Here is a 17,839-nt window from a genome sequence, read left to right on the forward strand (position 1 = left end):
GTCCCGTCTTCGCCGGAAGTTCCGCACTCAGCCGGTCAACGCGTCGCCGACCGCCTCGACCAGCTCGTCGCGGGCCCGGGCGACCCGGGAACGGATGGTGCCCACCGGCACCCCTTCGACGGCGGCGGCCTCGGCGTACGACAGGCCGAGCAGTTGGGTGAGCACGAACGCGGCACGTCGCTCGGCGCTGAGCCGGCGGACCAGATCGGCGGTCCCGAACTGGCCGGCCGGGTCCGGGTGCGGGCGGTCGGTGTACGCGTTCGCCGCCAGGCGCTCGTCGAGCCGGCGGCGGCGGATCACCGTGCGCAGGTGGTCGGCGCAGGCACGCCGGGCGATGCCGAGCAGCCAGGTGCGGGCGCTGGAGCGACCCTCGAACGTGGGCAGGGCCCGAAACGCCCGCAGGTACGTCTCCTGGGTCAGGTCGTCGGCGCTGTCCGGGTCGACCAGGGCTGCGGCGAACCGCCAGACCTCGACCTGGGTCAGCCGGACGAACGCCGCCTGGGCGGTCGGGTCACCGGCACGCGCCGTCAGCGCCCACTCGGTTGCCGGGTCCCGGGCGACGTCACCAGCCGGCTCTGCCGGGCCGGCAGCACCGGTGTCACGCGGGACGGGGATCACGACAAACCAGGTTACGCGGCGCCCGACAGCGCGTCAGGGTCCTTCGGCCCATGGATGGTCTGCGCCACGTCGGGAACTTTTCCCCGCCATCGGCCGACTACCCGGTCATGCCTCTCGACCACGGACGCGGTCAACCGCCTCGGGTCGCCGAAAGTGACACTCGTCGGCGACCATGGCCGGCATGACTGTCGCCCCCCGCCGCTGGGTCGCCCGGCTGGCCGCCGCCGCCGGCCTCCTGGTCACCGTCGTCGCCCTGTTGATCGCGCCGGCCACCCCGGCCAGCGCCCACGCGGTGCTCCAGAGCAGCAGCCCGTCCGCCTCCGCGGTGGTGCCGAGCGGGCCGTCCGAGGTGGTCCTCACGTTCAGCGAGTCGGTCCGCAAGGTTCCGGGCAAGATCAGGGTCATCGCGCCGGACGGGTCACGGGCCGACCGGGGCGAGCCGTCGTTCGACGACGGTGTCGTGACCATCCCGGTGGACCCGGCCGGTGACCGAGGCACCTACCTGGTCAGCTTCCGAGTGATCTCCGCCGACAGTCACCCGGTCTCCGGGGCGTTCACCTACTCGGTCGGCGCACCCTCGACGCCACCCGTCGACTCCGGCACGGACAGCCGCGCCAACCCGGTGGTGGGTACGGCGGTGAAGGTGGCCCGTTTCCTCGGCTACGCCGGCCTGGTGCTGCTGGTGGGGCCGGCACTGGTGCTCGCCGCGCTGTGGCCACGGCGGCTCTCCCGCCGTGGGCCGACCCGGCTGGCGTGGACCGGCCTCGGCCTGGTGGCCGTCGCCACCCTCGCCGACCTGTGGTTGCAGGTGCCCTACACGGCCGGTGGCGGTCTCTTCGAGGTGACCGGCGAGGGTTTCGGCAGCGTGTTCGGCAGCGCCTTCGGCGCCGCCCACCTGGTCCGGCTCGGCCTGCTGGCGGCCTCCGCCTTCCTGCTCCGGCCACTGCTGGCCCGGCCGACCGGCCGCGCCGACGCGATCATCCTGGCCGTGCTCGGCGGTGCCGCCCTGCTGACCTGGCCGCTGGCCGGGCACCCGGCGGCCTCCCCGGCGCCGGCGGTCTCCGTGGTGGTCGACGCGGTCCACCTGGGCAGCATGGCGGTCTGGTTGGGCGGTCTGCTGATGCTCGCCGGATTCCTGCTGCGTCAGGCCGACGAGCGGGAGCTGGGCGCGATCCTGCCGATCTGGTCGCGCTGGGCGGCGCTCGCCGTCTCGGCGCTGCTGCTGGCCGGCACCGTGCAGGCGCTGATCGAGGTGGCCACCCCGCAGGCGCTGTTCACCACCACCTACGGTCGGTTGCTGCTGGCCAAGATCGGCCTTTTCGCGCTGGTGATCGCCGTGGCCGCGTACTCCCGGCAGTTGGTGCGCCGCCGCACCGCGGCACAGCGCCCGGCGCCGGTACGCCGGGCGGTCTGGGTCGAGTTGGCCGTGACCGTGGTGGTGCTGGGCCTGTCCGCCACTCTCGTGCAGACCACGCCCGCCCGGACCGCCGTGGTCGAGCCGTCCGGCACCGAGGCCGGCCTCTTCAGCACCAGGCTGACCAGCCCGCTCTTCGCACTGGAGGTCGAGCTGAGCCCGGCCGAGCGGGGCAACAACTCGGTGCACCTGTACGCGTACGGCAAGGACAACCAGCCGCTACCGGTGGTGGAGTGGCGGGCCACCGCCGCGCTGCCCTCGGCCGGGATCGAGCCGATCGAGGTTCCGTTGCTGCCGCTGACTGACAACCACGCGTACGGCGACATCAGCCTGCCGGCCGCCGGCGACTGGCAAATCAAGATCACCGCCCGAACGACCGACATCGACCAGGCCACGGTGACCGCCACCGTGCCCATCCGTTAGAGAGGTTCGCGAACCCCATGACCCGACTCCGGCGTACCGCAACCGCCGCCGCCGCTCTGGCTTTCACCGCCGCCGCCACCGCCGTGCTCGGCTTCGCCGGACCGGCGTCCGCCCACGTCACCGTGAACCCGAAGGAGGCGACCCAGGGCGGCTACGCCCGGGTGGCGTTCCGGGTGCCCAACGAGAGCGACAGCGCGTCGACCATCAAGCTCGAGGTGGTGCTGCCGGAGAACGCGCCGGTCGGCTCGGTGTCGACCATGCCGGTGGCCGGCTGGACGGTGGCCGTGGAGAAGCGCAAGGTGGACCCGCCGATCGAGGTGCACGGCAGCCCGATCACCGAGGCGGTGGCCAAGCTGACCTGGACGGCCACCGGCGACGCGGGGGTGAAGCCGGGCCAGTTCCAGGAGTTCGGAGTCTCGATGGGGCCACTGCCGCAGGTCGACTCGATGGTCTTCAAGACCCTGCAGACCTACTCGGACGGCACCATCTCGCGCTGGATCGACGAGCCGGCGCCGGGCGGCGAGGAGCCGGAGCACCCGGCCCCGGTGCTCACCCTCACCGCCGCCGCGCCGTCGGGTTCGGCCGAGCCGACCGTGCAGGCGGCCACTCCGATGCCTTATGTCAAGGACGAGGCCGACGGGCTCGCGGTCGGCCTTGGCGTGGCCGGTCTCGTCGCCGGCCTGGCCGGTCTGGTGCTCGGCGGGCTGGCGTTCGCCCGGACCCGCCGGGAGCCGGTCACCAAGTCCTGACCCGTCAAACCCGCTGGCCCGCCGGAGGATCCGGCGGGCCAGCGCGCTTTCCGCGGGTCGGGACCGACCGTGCCGTGGATATCCCCTGATCAGACGGCGTACGTCGGTAAGGTCGGCCGGGTATCTGGCTACGGAGGGAGACGGTGCGAATGCGTTTCGTGCGGGTGGTCGCTGGAGTGCTGCTGTTGGTCGTGGGGATTCCGGCGCTGTTCGCCGGTGGCGCGCTGTGGCTGGTGACCCGACACGCCGACCCCGACGGGGCCTTCGCCGCCCGCTTCGAGACGGTGCGCACACCCGGCCACGCGGTCGTGGTCACCGATCTCGACCGGTTGCTGCGGCAGGAGGCAGCCTTCGCGCGTACCGCGCAGACCCGACTGCGACTGGACGCCCGCACCCCGGACGGCCCGGCCTTCGTCGGGCTGGCGCCCACCGCCGAGGTGCGCCGATGGCTGGAGCCGGTGCCGCACGCCACGGTCCGCCGGGTGGCGCTGGCCCAGGGCCCGCTGCCGGTCCGGCTGGACCCGGTCGGTCCCTCGACAGCTCCGGCTGCCGCTGTGCCGGTCAGCCCTCTGGGCCAGCCGTTCTGGGTACGCGAGGGGATCGGCTCGCTGGAGTGGAGTGTGGGCGACCTGGCCGACGAGCCCATGAGCCTGGTCGTGATGCGCCCGGATGGCGGTGCCGATCTTGCCCTGGACCTGCGTGCCGAGCTGCGGGCAGGGTGGACCGGCCCGGCCACCTGGGGCCTGCTGGCCGTCGGCGTCCTGCTGCTGGTGTGCGCGGTGCTGCTCCTGCTGCGACCGCTGCGTCCGCGCGAGGTGATCTTCGTGGTCGAGCCGGATCAGGTGCCGGTGCTCGCCGGCCGGCTCGGGGTCACCTCGCTGAGTGGCCTGAGCGCCCGGGATCCCGCCTCGACCCCACCGTTGCCGGCCGTGCGGCAGCTCGCCCCGGTCGGCTCGGGTGCGGGGGAGCGGCCCCGGTCGGCGATCGGCGCCGAACCGGCCCGGCCGGCCACGCTTGCCGAGCCGGCCCGGCCGGCCACGCTCGCCGATCTCGACGAACCGGTCCGTCTGCCCCGCCCACCGGAGGTGACGCTGAGTCTCGCGTGGCCGCCGGCCGGTGTGGAGGCCACAGCCCGGCCGGTGGTGGTGGACGAAACGACGAGTGGCCCTCCGCGCTGCCGACGCGGAGGGCCACCCTCACCGGGGGATCGGTGCTACCCGAGCGACGCTTGAGGTAGATGAGGTCAGATTAGCGCCGATGGCGGCTAGTGGGGAGGTCTGTCCATTTGGTGCGACTTTTCCTCAGGGCGGCGCGCGTCTTCCTCGGGGCGGCCCACGTTCTCCTCGCGGCGGCGCGAGCGCACCGGCAGGGCTACCAGCAGCAGCAGGCTGAGCAGCACGTAGGTGTTCTGCAGGGCGAAGTCCACCGGGTCATGAGTGCGGACCGCTGCCGTGCCCCAGGCCTGGAACGTCACCACGCCGTAGATGGTCAGGGCGGCGGTACCCAACGCGAGCCCGGCCAGCCACCGACGCCGGCGTACCTCATCCGGACGGTTGGCACTCAACGCCGCGTCGACGAGCAGCACCATCGCGGGCACGAACCAGTAGATGTGGTGGGTCCAGGTGATCGGGCTGACCAGGGCGCCGACCAGGCCGGTCAGGGTCAGGCCCGTCACACCGTCACCAGCCCGAGCCGCGTGGGCTGCCCGCCACAGGCCGTAGACGGCGACCACGGCGACCAGTAGCAGCCAGAGCAGCCGATCCGGCTTCTCCGGCGCGGTGAACCGGCTGAGCAGACCGAACAACGACTGGTTGCCGACGATGTCGGTGCGGCCCACGCGCTCGGTGGCCCACAACTCGTGGGTCCAGAACCGCCACGAGTCGTTCGGTGCGATCGCCGCCGCGAGCAGGGTCGCCGCCGCCGCGGTCACGCTCGCCACCACCGCTGCCCGCCATCGCCGGGTGGCCAGCAGGTACACGATGAAGATGCCGGGAAAGAGCTTGAGTGCCGCCGCCAGCCCCACGCCCACCCCGGCCCAACGTCGCGCCTGCGGTACGGCGAACAGCAGGTCGGCCAGGATCAGCACCACCAGCAGCATGTTGATCTGCCCGAAGGTGATCGTCTCGCGGATGCTCTCCACCGCCAGCACCAGCAGCACGGCGACGGTGAGCGTGAACGCCTGCGGCAGGTTGTGCCGGGCGATCACCGGCGCCACCAGCCAGCGGGTCGTCACCACCACGGCCAGCACGGTGAGCACCGTGAAGATCGTCACGGTGACGCCGAGCCGCAGCAGCCCGAACGGCCACAGCAGCAGCGCGCTGAACGGCGGGTAGGTGAAGTACAACTCGCCCTGCACCCGATCGGGCTGGACGTAGTCGTAGAGCGGGTGGCCGACGCGCCACCAGTCCATCGCGGACATGTAGATCTTGAGGTCGAAGAAGTTGTGCACCAGGCCGGGCAGGTAGAGCGCTGGCAGCACGGCGGTGAGGGCCACCACCGCGACCAGGCGACGGACCGTACGGCCGCCGGGATCGTCGTCGGTGACGGCGGGCGGTGCGACGGGTTCTGCTGGCACCCCGAAACCCTAGCGGTCCGCTCGGCCGAGAGCGCGCAGCCGCAGGGCGTGGGCTGCGCGTAGGCTGTCCCGGTGGCTGATCTCCTTGTCTGGATCGACTGTGAGATGACCGGGTTGGACCTTGGCAGGGACAAACTGATCGAGGTTGCGGCACTGGTCACCGATCCCGACCTCAACGTGCTGGGTGACGGTGTCGACGTGGTGATCCACGCCGACGAGGCGGCTCTGGAGGCGATGCCGGAGATCGTCCAGACGATGCACGCCAGGTCCGGCCTCACCGAAGAGGTCCGCCGCTCGGTGGTCACCCTCGCCGAGGCCGAAGACCTGGTCCTGGACTACGTCCGGAGCTTCGTCAAGGATCCGCGTACCGCCCCGCTGTGCGGCAACTCGATCGCCACCGACCGGGGCTTCATCGCCCGCGACATGCCCCGCCTCGACGCGCACCTGCACTACCGGATGATCGACGTCTCGTCGATCAAGGAGCTCAGCCGTCGGTGGTACCCCCGGGTGTACTTCGGTCAGCCGCAGAAGGGCCTCGCGCACCGGGCGCTGGCCGACATCCGGGAGAGCATCCGGGAGTTGGAGTACTACCGGCGCACCGTCTTCGTCCCGCTGCCCGGCCCGGACGTCGAGACCGCGAAGGCGATCGCCGCCGAACTCTGACCCGGGCGGATGTCCCCGGGGAGCAGGGAACCCGCTGGACGCGGTACGCGGCGGTGTGGCTATTATTGGTCCGCACCCCGCCCGGGGCGATCGACCGGGCGACGGCGGCATGGTGGCTGTAGCTCAGTTGGCAGAGCACCGGGTTGTGGTCCCGGTTGTCGTGGGTTCAATTCCCATCAGTCACCCAGTTGGATGCGCTGCTCAGGCCCCCTCTTCCGAGGGGGCCTGAGTCGTTGTGGGGGCCCACGCGAAAGCCCCCTCCGGTGGAGGGGGCTTTCGTCGTGTGCTCAGGCGGTGGGCGTGGGGGACGGGGTTGCGCCGTCCGGGCTTGGCGAGGTGTCCGGGTCGGCGGGGGGCTCGTACGGGAGGGCGCTGCCCTTGACGTACTCGTCCCAGCTCATGTTCCAGTCGGTCCAGCCGTTGCCGTTCTGCAGCTTGCGCTCGGTGCCCTTGACCGTGATCGGGTCGCCGATCTGGGTGTTCTTGAACAGCCAGTCGCCGTTGGCCATCGACACGTTCACGCAGCCGTGCGAGACGTTCACGCTGCCCTGCTGTCCCTCCGACCAGGGTGCCGCGTGGATGAACTCGCCGCCCCAGGTGAGACGCTGCGCGAAGTCAATCTTCGTGCGGTAGCCCTCCTCGGGGCCCAGCTCCTCGAACGTGTCGAAGACCGTCTTGCGTAGCTTCTCGATCACGACCATGGTGCCGCTGGACGACGGGGTGGTCTTCTTGCCCAGGCTGACCGGGATGGTCTTGATCACGGAGCCGTTGCGGGTCACCGTCATCCGCTTGGTCTTGTTGTCCACCGTCATGACCACCGCAGCGCCGATCTTGACGTCCACACTGAGGTCGGCGCGGCCGTACCAGCCGTCGCCCATCGGCAGGCCGCCGGCCTGGACCCGGTAGGAGACCTTGCTGTCGGCCTTCCAGAACTCCTTCGGCCGGTAGCGGATCTCGGTGGGGCTGACCCAGTGCCAGATGCCCTCCTGGGCCGGTGTCGAGGTCACCGTCATCCGGCGCTGCACGTCGTCGCGGTAGTCCTCCGGGATGCCCCGGCTGAACTTCACGATCAGCGGCATGCCAACCCCGACCACCTGGTTGTCACCGAGGAAGCTGCTCACCCGTACCTGGTTGCTGGGCTTGGCCATGGTGGTGAAGGTGCTGGTCGCGGTGGCCGGACGGCCGTCGTCGCCGGTGGCGGTCACGGTCGCCGTGTAGCTCGTGCCGTACGCCAGTGCGCCGGCGGGCAGCCACGTCTTGCCATCCGCGGCGAGGGCGCCCTGAACCGCCTTGCCGGCCGCGTCCTTGAGCTCGACGGAGGTCTCCAGGGCGTCCTTCGTGGTGAAGGTGATGCCGGTGGACGCCGGCACGTCCTTGGCGTCGGCCGCCGGCTCGCTGATGGTCGCCGCCGCCTTCGGTGCCGGGCTCTCGCCGCCGCCGTGCCACGAGGACGGCTTGCCGCCGTTTCCGTCGGTGCAGGCAGAGGTGAAGGCCAGCGCTACGGCGAGGAGCCCCGCCGCGAACACGCGGCGTCGCCCACCGGGCCGGATGAGCTGGTCCTGGCTAGCTCGCATGATTCCCTCACAGTCGTGGTCGCTGACCCATCGTCTCTTACTGACGCGCCAGAGCCGGCCCCGGTTGCCGAGGGTGAACCGAAACACGCCGACCATCATGCCGGAAATTTGCTATTATCCGGCGTTTCGTGAGGCTGGCTCGTCTCCGTACCGGGATTGAGGGTCGTCGCACCTTCGTCACGTCATGGGAGTGCAAGGGTACGCGCCGGCCCGACCATCGGCAGGGCCGGCGCGTGAAGCCGGAAGGCTCAGAGCGCCGGACCGGCCCCACCACTGGGTACCGGCAGAGCGCTGCCCTTGACGAACGCCGACCAGCTTAGGCTCCACGCCGTCCAGCCGTTGCCGGCGGCGATCTTGCGCTCGGTGCCCTTCACCGTGATCGGGTCACCGATCCGTGTCTTCTCGAACAGCCACCGGGCGTTCGTCGTGGACACGTTCACGCAGCCGTGCGAGACGTTCCGCCGCCCCTGGACGTGTTCAGACCAGGGCGCGGCGTGGATGTACTCGCCACCCCAGGTGAGCCGCTGGGCGAACTCGATGTCGGTGACGTAGCGGTTGGCCGGGTCCGGGTCGTCGCGGGTGTCGAAGACCGTGGCCTCCTTCTTCTCCATCACGACCATCGTGCCGCTGGACGACGGCGTGCTCTTCTTGCCCAGGCTCACCGGAATGGTGCGCACGAGCGCGCCGTTCTCGTACACCGTCATCTTCTTGGTGGCGTTGTCGACCTTCATCTCGAACGACCGGCCGATCTTGGCGGTGGCCTTGCGGTCGACGTCGCCGTAACGGCCGTTGCTCAGCGGCACTCCCGCCAGGGCGATCCGCACGGTGATGGTCGTGCCCGGCTGCCAGTACTCCGGCGCCCGGTAGTAGGCCTGCGTGCCGTTGTCGACCCAGTGCCAGGCCCCCGGCTGCGGCGGGTCGGTGCGGACGAACATCCGCTTCTGCACCGCGGCCCGGTCCTTCTTCGGGATGCCCGGGTGGAACTCGGTGACCACCGGCATGGCCACCCCGTAGCTCTTGTCGTCGAAGAGGTACAGGCCGGACCCGATGGTCGACTTCGGCTTGGCCATCGTGGTGAAGGTGCTGGTGCCCTGGCTGCTCGTGCCGTCGGCCGCGTTCGCCGTCAGCGTGGCGGTGTAGCGGGTGCCGTACTTCAGTGGGGCGGACGGTACCCAGGAGGAACCGTCGGTGCGCAGCTTGCCCTCCACCGCGCCCCCGCCGTCAGCCGTCAGGGTGACCCCGGACACCTTCCCGCCGTCCGGGAGCTTCGCGCTGATCTCCGTGCTCACCGGCCTGTTCTTCGTGCCGTCGGCCGGGCTCAGCGCGAGCGCCGGTCCGCTCGGCGCGCTCGACGTCGAGGGCGCGGGTGAGCCGGGTCCGGCGCTCACGTCCGACGACGCCCCGCCAACGAATTCCGGCTTCTTCTTTCCGTCGCCGCACCCGGTCAGTGCCAGCGACGCCACCAGGGTCAGAGCGCCCACCACCGCCCCGGCTCGCGTGAACCGTGCCATCCCCACCTCTGTTCTCGCGTACCTGGCGGACATCGTGCCGCATCACCGTCGCAACCCATGCCCCCGTCCTGGGCGCGCGGGTCGGTTTGTAGCTTTTTGCCCGCAAAGCTCGACCGAAGGGGGGAGCCGGGTAACCGGATTGGAGCGCCGCTCGGAGGGGTGCTAATGTTCTCTCCGTTGCCGACGAGCGCCGCTAGCTCAACTGGCAGAGCAGCGGACTCTTAATCCGCGGGTTCGGGGTTCGAGTCCCTGGCGGCGCACCAATTAAAGGCCCTGGCCAGCAAAAAGCTGGCCAGGGCCTTTATGGTTGTCTATGTAGTTTCGAACCCTCCCCCGAAAACCCCTCGGTAACGGCCGGGGCGATCAGGTTCGGCAGGCCGGGTGGTAGGCGTACCACCCGCCACCCGCCCCCCGGCTATCCGGTCGGGGCCGGGCCAGGGTTGCGGGGTTCGGAATCACCTGGCTCCGGCCTGCTCCCGAGCTGTTCGAGGATGGCAGAGCTGTCGGGGGCAAGGGCTGGCTTGACGATGTAGTGCTTCTTGGTGGTCTCCTTACTCCCGTGGCCGAGCTGTGCGGCGGCGCTGTCGGTGCTGGCCTCCTTGTCGATCAAGGTGGCAACGGTCTTACGGAACGTGTGGGGAGTGACCCATTCAAGGCCGGTCTCAGCGCGGGCTGCGCGCCACTGACGGCGAACGTTGGGCGGAGACAGCCAGGTGCCACGTCGGGAGGGGAAGATCGCGTCGTTGGGGTCGGCGGCGGCGGTGAGCTTGCGCTCCAAGAGCATCCCGACGGCGAATCGGGGCAGGACGACTGACCGGTAACCGGCATCGCTCTTTGTCCATTCCTGCCGGAAGAAGCCTTTGCCCTTGATGTAGATGATGGTGCCGCAGATTGTGAGGATGGGATGTTCGGCGCCGAGGTCGGCGTCTTCCCACCGCGCTGCGAGGATCTCGCCGATGCGGGCGCCGGTGGCGAGCATGAGGTCAACGATGTCGGCCAGGTCGCTCGTGGGCCGAGGCCCCGACTTGCCGGGGGTGGGCTGCTGCCACTTCCGGATCGCCGAACGAACGTCGTCCAGTTGCTCCCGATCAAGCGCGACGACCTTCTTGCGGGGCTTTCGTAGTTGGCCGGTGTCGCGGATGGGGTTTGTCGTGAGCGCACCCCGGCGGACGGCGAGGGCGAACATCTGGCCGAGGACGACCTTGGCGCTCTTGGCGGCTGAGGGACGGTCCTCGGCTATCTTCCGCAGGAACTTGTCGAGGCGGCCTGCGCTGGCCTCTCGGATTCGTAGTTCGCCTAGAGCGGGCACGATCGAGACGCGCACGCTGATCTCGTACCTGCTGATGCTCTGTAGCGATACTCGTTCCTCTGCGGCTATCTCCTCCAGCCACAGAGCGGCGAGCGTGCTGACGTGCGTCTCCCTGGTGATTTCGTCGTCGTTAGGGGCGACACGGTCGCGGACTTTGACTTTGAGCGCCCGTATGGCAGCGGGGGCGGTGGTGTCGGTGGCCTCGACGTCGCGGGTTTTGCCGTCGTGGTCGCGGTATCGGGCTCGGGCGCAGTACCGGTTGGGGCCGAGCTTCTCGGTACGGATCGTGCCCAAGGTGCCGATGGGTAGTGGAGGTCGGGCCATGGCTCAGCGCTCCGGGTCGGTGTGGTCGTCGAGCCAGCGTTCGACTTCGCTGCGCCGGTAGCGCAGGGTGTTGCCGACCCGGATGGCGCGCGGTCCCTTGCCTCGGCTGTGCCAGGCGTAGAGGGTGTTCTTCGGCTTGCCGAGCCAGCCCGCTAGGTCATCGATGGTTAGGAGAGGGTCGGGCCGCCACTCGGCGGCGGTTGGGGCGCTCATGGCTGGTCTGCCGGGGCGGACGGGCCGGTCTGCGGGCGTGGTGTGTCGGGGTCGGCGGGTCGCTGGTGGGCGGTGGTGTCGGGCCGTTCGGACCCGGGAATGGTGTGTGGGTGGGGCGGGCACGGTTCGGGTGTCCTTTCAGCGTCCCGGCCCGGGTGGGGCCGGGGGTCGGTGGCGCTGCCGCCGGGGTTGGCGGGGTACGCCGGGTGTGCCCGTCGATCCATGCTGGCGGGGGCTGAGGTATCAAGCCCGTGGCCGGCGTGCGGTGCGGCGAGGGTGGACCCGCTCTTTGCGGAGTCGTGCGGGTTGTGGTGCGAGCCGCCGAGCTGAAACAGCAGGAGGTCTTCGTGCTGGATGAGCCATTGCGGGTCGCCGGTGTTGATGGCGTCGCGGACGTTTTTCATTTGGAAGAACGAGGTCCGCGGTACCAGTACGCCGTTTCGGACTCCGGCGATGAGCGCGATGAGTTCCTCGACCAGGGTCAGTCCGGCGGCGAGTCCGGCGGCGGCGACCATGCCGGGGATGTCGATGAGGTCCCCGCGTCGCCGGTAGGGGCGGGCGGTGACCGCGACGTATCCGCCGGGCTTGAGGACGGCGGCGCAGCCGGTGAGGATCTGGGTGAATCCTTCGGCCAGTTCGGCGTGTTCGGTGTAGGCGAGGTTCCCGGTGTCGGCCCCGTACCGGTGGTGGATTTTGCGGACCTTGCCCCTTCGGGGGCCGGGGGTGCGTACGTGGCCGTGGGTGGACGGCCCGTACGGCGGTGAGGTGATGACCAGCGAGACCTGGCCGTGGACCTTGCTCGGGAACAGTGCGGGTAGCCGGCGGGCGTCGCCGGTGTAGATCTCGCCGGTGCCGGTGGCGCCTTGGCTGGTGGCGAGGCGGATGTTGTCGGCGGCGTGCTGCGCCCACCGGTGCTCGTACTCGACGCCGATGCCGTGTCGGCCGAGGTGCATGGCCTCGACAAGGGTGGTGCCGATGCCGGCCATCGGGTCGACGACCAGGTCGCGGGGTTGGGTGTAGGTGGCGGTGAGGTAGCGGGGGATGGTGGGCAGCATCTTGCCCGGGTGTTCTATGGAGGCGGGGGTGTACCGGCCGCGCCGCAGGTCGCGGGAGGCGGTCTGCCCGGTCAACAGGACCGAGCCCTGGACCCCGTCGGCGATGAGGGCGAACAGCTGCCCGACGTCGGTGGCGTCGAAGTCGAGGCCGGGTGCGAACGCGCCGGTGCTTATGGGTTCACGCATCGGTGGCCTCCTGGTCAATGGTGGTCGCCGTGAAGGCCAGGACGTCCATGTGAGTGCGAAGATGCCGCCCGTCCAGCAGCGCGGGCGGGGTGCTGGTGGCGGTGGCCGCGTCGGTGCGCGGGTCGTGCGCCGGGAGCGGAACCATCAGCACCGGGATGTGCTGGTGGTAGCGCAGCCCGGCGATGCGGGCGGCGCTGATGACAGTGCTGCGCCGCGAGATCCGACCCGGCTCAGGCGCACGGGCGGGCAGCGCGACGAGGACGAATCCGCCGGGGCGCAGGAGCCGGTGCCACAGGTGCATCGCCTCGGTGGTGGCGTGCACTGCGAGGTCGTCGTTGTCGGGCCGGGGTAGTCCGGCCAGCAGCAGCGCGATGCCGTCTTCGGCGAGGCAGCGGGCGCGGGCGGGGCGGTCGTCGGTGACCCGGATGCGGTGACCGTCGGTGGTGATGATGGCCGGATGGCGGTGCAGGTACCGGGCGGCCTTGGCGACGGTGGGGTGGCTGTCGAGATCGGCCACGACATCGCCGTCGCGGGTGTAGTGCCGGATCAACCAGGCGAGGCGCTGCGGGTCGAGTCCGTACCAGGCCGCCGGGTCGACCAGCGGCGTATCGCGGCGGTGGGCGGGGACGAGGAACAACCCGACGGGCGGGCGTTCGGCGCGGGGCTCGGGAAGGTGCGGGTGGGTCTGCGGCATGGGTGATGGGCCACGTCCACCGACAAGCGCTGACACTAAGGGAATACAGATCCGGGCCTCGATTTGGAGGACGCTGCCGCGACCGCCGGTCGCCGAGCCCGCCGCGCCGGGCGTGTTCAACCCCGATGAACAAGATCAGCTAAAGGTTGAACCGCAGGTCCGAGGTTGAACACCGCCACCAACAGACCACGGAACCTATCGAAGTTTGTAGCTATCGCGGCGATGTCGCTCCGATGGCGAGCCAGGCGCCGCAGGGTGCCCCTCCTGGTGCCATGAACAAGTTCGGTGTCTCGGCTTGAACAAGATCGACTCTGCGGCGGGATGCCCTGAACAGGCTTCACCCACCAGTCAACATTTGCCGCCGACCATGAACACCTCTTGCCCGCGCGGTCCGCGCGGGCCCTTCTCGCGTCGATGCCTCTGGGTGCGTTCATGGCCGACCGAGCCCGTCGACGAGGCGGGCGATAGGTCCGGCGAGCGGCGGTTGAACGGGCAGCCACGAGGTTGCACACATCGGCGAGCACCGGCCGCGCGCTGGTTGACCGGCGCATCGAGGACCGTCATAGACGCCTCGGCTGATCACGCTGTGTTCAACCTGAAACAAGATCATCGGTGTTCAAGGTGTGTTCAACCGCCCTGGTGGCGTGGGTGCTGCACCGCCGACCGGCCTTCGATCGCCGGTCCGGCATCCTCGCTCACCATCAGGGAGTACATCCATGTCTGCGAACACTCGCCCGGTTACTGGCCCGCTCGCCGGTCACTCGGGAGCACGGCCCGGCGCGGCGCTGCTCGACGCGATCGACTACCGGTTCCGGCTGCGCGGCGAAGGCCCCCAGCCGCAGGCGGTCGACGGCCGGCAGCTCGGCCACGGCCTGCCGCGCCGCGCCATCGTGTTGACCGAGCTGTCGGCGATCCTCATGCACCCTTCCTGCGGCGCCGCCGCGCAGGACGCCGCGTGGAGGTTCCTCGTCACCCGAGCCCGCACCGGCGACGGTGCGTGGGTTGTCGGCGCGGTCGGGGTGGCCCTGCCCGGTCTGCGGCACCGGGCGCACCTGCTGTCGAAGCTGTCGTCCGGGGACCTGCACGCCGCCCTGGTGGAGGCGTTCCTCAAGGCGTTGAACTCGGTCGACATCGACCAGCCGGGCATTGTGAACGCCCTGCTCAACGCCGCGTTCTCCGGTGCTCGCGCCGCACTGCGCGGCCAAGAGCCGGCCGCGTCGGGGGAGGCGAACTTCGCGCCCGGCTCGGCGCTGCCGCCCGCCCCGTACGGTCACCCGGATTTGGTGCTGGCTCGTGCGGTGCGTCTCGGGGTGATCACCGTCGCTGAGGCGGATCTGATCGGCGGGACGTTCCTGGAGGACACCAGCGTCGCCGCGTACGCCGAGCGCACTGGCCTGCCCCGGTGGGGTGTCTACAAGCGGCGCAGCGCCGCCGTGGAGCGGCTCGTCGCGGCGATCCGGTCTGGTGCGCTCAGCGATCCGACCGCCGAGGTCATCGCCGAGGCAACCGGCACCACCGCGCCGGAGGCGGCACCCGGCCGCCGGTGAGTCACCCCTGCTGAACTGCGCTTCTCCAAATCAGCCCTCGGATTTGTATTCCCCTAGTGCGGGCTTTCCCGCATAGGTGACCTTCCCGACCGGCCCCGCTGACGGCGCTGACACACCGTTCGCCCGGCCCACCTGATCTTCGTGAGGAGGACGGCCCTCGCGCCGGTCGGAACTCCTGGTCACCACGTGCGGATCGATTCGCTTCCGCCTCTGTCACCCACCGCGCCGCAACCGAGCCTCGCCAGGCCCTGGGCCGGTTGCGGCCCAAGCTCGGAGGTGTTCCACCCATGAGCAGCAAGCCCACTCGCGAACCCCCGTCGTGGCGCAAGCCGTCCCGGCGTCCTCGCCGACCCCGGCTGCACCCCTGCGACTGGATGCTCTACCAGGCCACCCGTCTGATCCCGGTCCTGGTCGTGGTGGCCGCAGTTCTCGCCACCGTCATTGTGCTGGGTGACACGGCTGCTTACGCCGCTGAGCCCAAGGAGCCGGAGCCGGGTTCTCCCGAATCCCTCACCGTCGTGATCGACAACATTCGGGTCTGGCTGGTCGGCATCCTTGTTGCCGTCGCGACTCTGTTCCTCACCGTTGGTGGCCTGCGCTACCTCGCCGCCAACGGCGACCCCAGCGAGATCGAAAAAGGCAAGCTCGCGATGAGGTCCGCCGCGATCGGCTACGCCTTGGCCCTGCTGGCGCCGCTGTTCATCACCATCGTCGGCGAGTGGGTGAAGTAGCCATGACCCCGACGTCACCACAAGCCGGGCGCAGCCTGGTCAATCCTGCCCGGCTGGCCACGGCACTGCTGCTCGGCATGGGCCTCGCCGGTGGGATCACGGCCTCGCCCGCATGGGCCGAGCCCGTTCCCGCCCCCGCGCCCGCGCCGGGTGTGCCCGACCCGGGTATCCCGCCGTCACCGACCGGCCCGATCCCCATTCCTACTCCGACGCCGAGCTCTATCGGCCCGCCGCCAACGGGCAACCCAACGCCCAACCCAGACCCCACCCCGACACCGGACCCGTCACCCGGAACCAGTCCGACGCCGACGCCGGCCACCTCGACCGACGACCCGGCCTGGTACGACATTCCCGGTCAGATCCGCAAGGCGATCAACGACTTCTTCGCCTACGTAGTCGAGACCGGCCTGGCCCCGGTCATGGACACCCTCGGCAAGACCGTCCTGTCGACCCCAGACCTGACGAACAACGAGCAGGTCAAGGCGATGTGGACAACGAGTCTGGTCATCGCCAACACGGTCTTCGTGCTGTTCGTGGTCATCGGCGGGTTCATCGTCGCCTCACGGGAGACCCTGCAGAGCCGGCACGGCCTGAAGGAGATCCTGTCTCGCCTGGTGATCGGCGGGGTCGGGGCGAACCTGTCGCTGTTGATGTGCGCCGAGATCCTCACCGTCGTCAACGCGCTGACCGCCGCGATTGCCGGTCAAGGCGTCGACGGTCCGGCCGCCGCGACCGCGCTCACCCAAGCATTGACCAACGCCAGCCAGGGCAACAGTTTCCTGCTGACGCTGATGATCCTCGCCGCGCTGGTGATGGCCATCGTGGTCGTGCTGACCTTCATCCTGCGCGTGGCGGCCGTGATCCTGCTGATCGGTGTGTCCCCGCTCGCGTTGATGTGCCATGCCACCCCGCAGACCGAGGGCCTGGCCTACACCTGGTGGCGGGCGTTCGGCGCGTGCCTGGGCATGCAGCTCGCCCAAGCCTTCATCATGCTGGCCACCATCCGGGTGTTCCTGACCCCAACCGGCCCGGCGATCCTCGGCCTCCCGATCACCACCGACGGATTCCTCGGCATCGGGGTCTGCCTGACGATGCTGTGGGTCCTCATCAAACTGCCGGGCTGGATGAAGCAGTTCATTCTCGGCCCGCTCGGTCAGTCCCGCGGCCGAGGTCTGCTCGGCCAACTCGTCTCGACCTACCTGACATTTAAAACCCTCGGCTTGGCAGCCGGCGTGCTCGGCGGCTCGAAGGCCGCCGGACGGGCGGCGGGGACGGCCGCCCGCCAGGGCGGGACGGTACCTCGGCCCGGTCTCGGTCGTCCCGGACCGGTCCGTCCGCTCCGCCCCGGCACACCGCGCCCGCCCCGTCCGTCCCGGTCGGGACCGTCCCAGCCGTCCCCAGTGCCCGCCGGACCGGCCGCGTTCAGTCACGCCCCGTCCGTGCACACGCCTCTCGCGCAGCCCGCCGCAACCACAGCCGCCCCGGCGTTCAGTCACGCCGACTTGCCCGCTACCGCAGGCACCACCCCGACGGGTGCCGTCCCGCCCGCCGTTTTCTCAGCCACGCCGAGTCCGCAACCGGAACCGCCCGCGCGGGTGTCACCGCCGAGTGCGTTGCCATTCAGCCACCCACCGACCACCCCGGCGGCGAGCAGCACCGTGACCGGCTCCGCTCCGGCCTCCACCAGGGCACCGGGGGTGGTGTTCTCGGCAGCACCGCAGGCCCAGACCGCGCCGAAACGACCTCCGGCACCGGTCACGCCGACGCTCTCGGCCGCGCCGGCGACACCTGCTCGGCCACGTCCGACAGCCGCGAAACGAGCACCGGAGACGCCCACACGCACGCCCCGGCCCACCGGTGCTACCCCGGCCACCCCGCCCAGGACTACCCGGACCGCAGCACCGGCGGCCCCACCAACCCCGGCGGCCCGTCCGTCCCCACCCATACGGGCGACGGTCCCGTCCCCGGCGTCCCGTCCCGCCCCGGCCACCCGGACGGTCCCGGTGATCGGTCCGTCCCCGACCGCCCGGCCGTCCCCAGCGGATCGTCCGTCCCCGTCCGTGCGCCCGGCGGTCCCGCCCCCGGCCCGCCGTCCCGTCCCCATCCCGGCTCCGACTCCGGCGTCCGCATCGCCTCGCGCCGCCGTGCCTGCGGCACTGCCGCGTGCGGAGCCGCCCGCCCGTCCGCTGCGCCCGCCCACGCCCAGCAGCCCGCAGCGTCCCGTCCGTCGTCGTCCCCGACAGGAGTGATCAC

At 70.6% G+C, this 17,839-nt stretch carries 15 protein-coding genes and 2 tRNA genes; 9 read left to right on the plus strand and 8 right to left on the minus strand.

What is annotated here, in order from left to right; translation table 11 throughout:
* Window positions 1-27: 27 nt before the first annotated feature.
* The gene (locus ACQEUX_RS33325; RefSeq protein WP_433056866.1) at window positions 28-618 is read right to left on the minus strand and encodes a sigma-70 family RNA polymerase sigma factor; all 591 of its coding nucleotides are present in this window, start codon (window positions 616-618) and stop codon (window positions 28-30) included.
* A gap of 172 nt (window positions 619-790) precedes the next feature.
* Here ACQEUX_RS33325 and ACQEUX_RS33330 point away from each other — a divergent pair, with 172 nt between their 5' ends.
* The 3 genes from ACQEUX_RS33330 to ACQEUX_RS33340 all read left to right on the plus strand — a co-directional run bounded on the left by ACQEUX_RS33330 (window position 791) and on the right by ACQEUX_RS33340 (window position 4,436).
* Window positions 791-2,455, plus strand: a complete 1,665-nt coding sequence (locus tag ACQEUX_RS33330; protein WP_433056868.1) for a copper resistance CopC/CopD family protein — start codon at window positions 791-793, stop codon at window positions 2,453-2,455.
* Between the two features lie 17 nt (window positions 2,456-2,472).
* On the plus strand, window positions 2,473-3,204 hold the full coding sequence (locus tag ACQEUX_RS33335; RefSeq protein WP_433056870.1) for a YcnI family copper-binding membrane protein: 732 nt from the start codon (window positions 2,473-2,475) through the stop codon (window positions 3,202-3,204).
* Between the two features lie 149 nt (window positions 3,205-3,353).
* Complete coding sequence (locus tag ACQEUX_RS33340) at window positions 3,354-4,436, plus strand: hypothetical protein (protein ID WP_433057317.1); 1,083 nt, start codon at window positions 3,354-3,356, stop codon at window positions 4,434-4,436.
* 32 nt (window positions 4,437-4,468) lie between these two features.
* On the opposite strand, the gene ACQEUX_RS33345 is transcribed toward ACQEUX_RS33340, so the two are convergent.
* Window positions 4,469-5,779 carry a glycosyltransferase 87 family protein gene (locus ACQEUX_RS33345; RefSeq protein WP_433056872.1) on the minus strand — a complete coding sequence of 437 codons (1,311 nt, stop codon included), beginning with the start codon at window positions 5,777-5,779 and terminating at the stop codon, window positions 4,469-4,471.
* A 72-nt stretch (window positions 5,780-5,851) separates the two neighbouring features.
* Here ACQEUX_RS33345 and orn point away from each other — a divergent pair, with 72 nt between their 5' ends.
* Together orn and ACQEUX_RS33355 are read left to right on the plus strand one after the other, a co-directional pair.
* Window positions 5,852-6,442: an oligoribonuclease gene (gene orn / locus ACQEUX_RS33350; RefSeq protein ID WP_433056874.1), complete on the plus strand. Its 591-nt coding sequence runs from the start codon at window positions 5,852-5,854 to the stop codon at window positions 6,440-6,442.
* 112 nt (window positions 6,443-6,554) lie between these two features.
* Window positions 6,555-6,627 (plus strand) — tRNA-His (locus ACQEUX_RS33355).
* Window positions 6,628-6,729: 102 nt separating this feature from the next.
* Here ACQEUX_RS33355 and ACQEUX_RS33360 read toward each other — a convergent pair.
* A complete protein-coding gene (locus tag ACQEUX_RS33360) occupies window positions 6,730-8,016 on the minus strand; it encodes an Ig-like domain-containing protein (RefSeq protein WP_433056876.1) in 1,287 nt (428 codons plus the stop codon).
* 248 nt (window positions 8,017-8,264) lie between these two features.
* Complete coding sequence (locus tag ACQEUX_RS33365; protein ID WP_433056878.1) at window positions 8,265-9,527, minus strand: Ig-like domain-containing protein; 1,263 nt, start codon at window positions 9,525-9,527, stop codon at window positions 8,265-8,267.
* Between the two features lie 187 nt (window positions 9,528-9,714).
* Here ACQEUX_RS33365 and ACQEUX_RS33370 point away from each other — a divergent pair.
* Window positions 9,715-9,790, plus strand: a tRNA-Lys gene (locus ACQEUX_RS33370).
* A gap of 152 nt (window positions 9,791-9,942) precedes the next feature.
* Here ACQEUX_RS33370 and ACQEUX_RS33375 read toward each other — a convergent pair.
* From ACQEUX_RS33375 to ACQEUX_RS33390, 4 genes are read right to left on the minus strand one after another with little or no spacing between them, the layout of a single operon-like run.
* Window positions 9,943-11,160 carry a tyrosine-type recombinase/integrase gene (locus ACQEUX_RS33375; protein WP_433056880.1) on the minus strand — a complete coding sequence of 406 codons (1,218 nt, stop codon included), beginning with the start codon at window positions 11,158-11,160 and terminating at the stop codon, window positions 9,943-9,945.
* A gap of 3 nt (window positions 11,161-11,163) precedes the next feature.
* On the minus strand, window positions 11,164-11,373 hold the full coding sequence (locus ACQEUX_RS33380) for a helix-turn-helix transcriptional regulator (protein ID WP_433056882.1): 210 nt from the start codon (window positions 11,371-11,373) through the stop codon (window positions 11,164-11,166).
* Window positions 11,370-12,614 carry a DNA methyltransferase gene (locus tag ACQEUX_RS33385; RefSeq protein WP_433056884.1) on the minus strand — a complete coding sequence of 415 codons (1,245 nt, stop codon included), beginning with the start codon at window positions 12,612-12,614 and terminating at the stop codon, window positions 11,370-11,372. Before ACQEUX_RS33385 ends, ACQEUX_RS33380 begins: the two co-directional genes overlap by 4 nt.
* Complete coding sequence (locus tag ACQEUX_RS33390; protein WP_433056886.1) at window positions 12,607-13,308, minus strand: hypothetical protein; 702 nt, start codon at window positions 13,306-13,308, stop codon at window positions 12,607-12,609. The genes ACQEUX_RS33385 and ACQEUX_RS33390 overlap by 8 nt, the downstream gene beginning before the upstream one ends.
* 716 nt (window positions 13,309-14,024) lie before the next feature.
* On the opposite strand from ACQEUX_RS33390, the gene ACQEUX_RS33395 reads away from it, so the two are divergent.
* From ACQEUX_RS33395 to ACQEUX_RS33405, 3 genes are all read left to right on the plus strand, one after another.
* Window positions 14,025-14,855 (plus strand): hypothetical protein, encoded by an 831-nt coding sequence (locus tag ACQEUX_RS33395; RefSeq protein WP_433056888.1) that lies wholly within the window; start codon window positions 14,025-14,027, stop codon window positions 14,853-14,855.
* Window positions 14,856-15,229: 374 nt separating this feature from the next.
* Window positions 15,230-15,586 (plus strand): pilin, encoded by a 357-nt coding sequence (locus ACQEUX_RS33400; protein ID WP_433056890.1) that lies wholly within the window; start codon window positions 15,230-15,232, stop codon window positions 15,584-15,586.
* Between the two features lie 2 nt (window positions 15,587-15,588).
* Window positions 15,589-17,835 (plus strand): hypothetical protein, encoded by a 2,247-nt coding sequence (locus ACQEUX_RS33405; RefSeq protein WP_433056892.1) that lies wholly within the window; start codon window positions 15,589-15,591, stop codon window positions 17,833-17,835.
* The last annotated feature ends 4 nt before the right edge of the window (window positions 17,836-17,839 follow it).

The organism is Micromonospora sp. CA-259024, assembly GCF_050936255.1.
Lineage (GTDB): Bacteria > Actinomycetota > Actinomycetes > Mycobacteriales > Micromonosporaceae > Micromonospora.

Bases quoted from the DNA above. Each gene is read 5' to 3' on its own strand.
- ACQEUX_RS33385 (WP_433056884.1), bottom strand. From the start codon at position 12,614: ATGCGTGAACCCATAAGCACCGGCGCGTTCGCACCCGGCCTCGACTTC.
- ACQEUX_RS33405 (WP_433056892.1), top strand. From the start codon at position 15,589: ATGACCCCGACGTCACCACAAGCCGGGCGCAGCCTGGTCAATCCTGCC.
- ACQEUX_RS33390 (WP_433056886.1), bottom strand. From the start codon at position 13,308: ATGCCGCAGACCCACCCGCACCTTCCCGAGCCCCGCGCCGAACGCCCG.
- ACQEUX_RS33395 (WP_433056888.1), top strand. From the start codon at position 14,025: ATGTCTGCGAACACTCGCCCGGTTACTGGCCCGCTCGCCGGTCACTCG.
- ACQEUX_RS33335 (WP_433056870.1), top strand. From the start codon at position 2,473: ATGACCCGACTCCGGCGTACCGCAACCGCCGCCGCCGCTCTGGCTTTC.
- ACQEUX_RS33380 (WP_433056882.1), bottom strand. From the start codon at position 11,373: ATGAGCGCCCCAACCGCCGCCGAGTGGCGGCCCGACCCTCTCCTAACC.
- ACQEUX_RS33400 (WP_433056890.1), top strand. From the start codon at position 15,230: ATGCTCTACCAGGCCACCCGTCTGATCCCGGTCCTGGTCGTGGTGGCC.
- ACQEUX_RS33375 (WP_433056880.1), bottom strand. From the start codon at position 11,160: ATGGCCCGACCTCCACTACCCATCGGCACCTTGGGCACGATCCGTACC.
- ACQEUX_RS33360 (WP_433056876.1), bottom strand. From the start codon at position 8,016: ATGCGAGCTAGCCAGGACCAGCTCATCCGGCCCGGTGGGCGACGCCGC.
- ACQEUX_RS33330 (WP_433056868.1), top strand. From the start codon at position 791: ATGGCCGGCATGACTGTCGCCCCCCGCCGCTGGGTCGCCCGGCTGGCC.
- ACQEUX_RS33365 (WP_433056878.1), bottom strand. From the start codon at position 9,527: ATGGCACGGTTCACGCGAGCCGGGGCGGTGGTGGGCGCTCTGACCCTG.
- ACQEUX_RS33340 (WP_433057317.1), top strand. From the start codon at position 3,354: ATGCGTTTCGTGCGGGTGGTCGCTGGAGTGCTGCTGTTGGTCGTGGGG.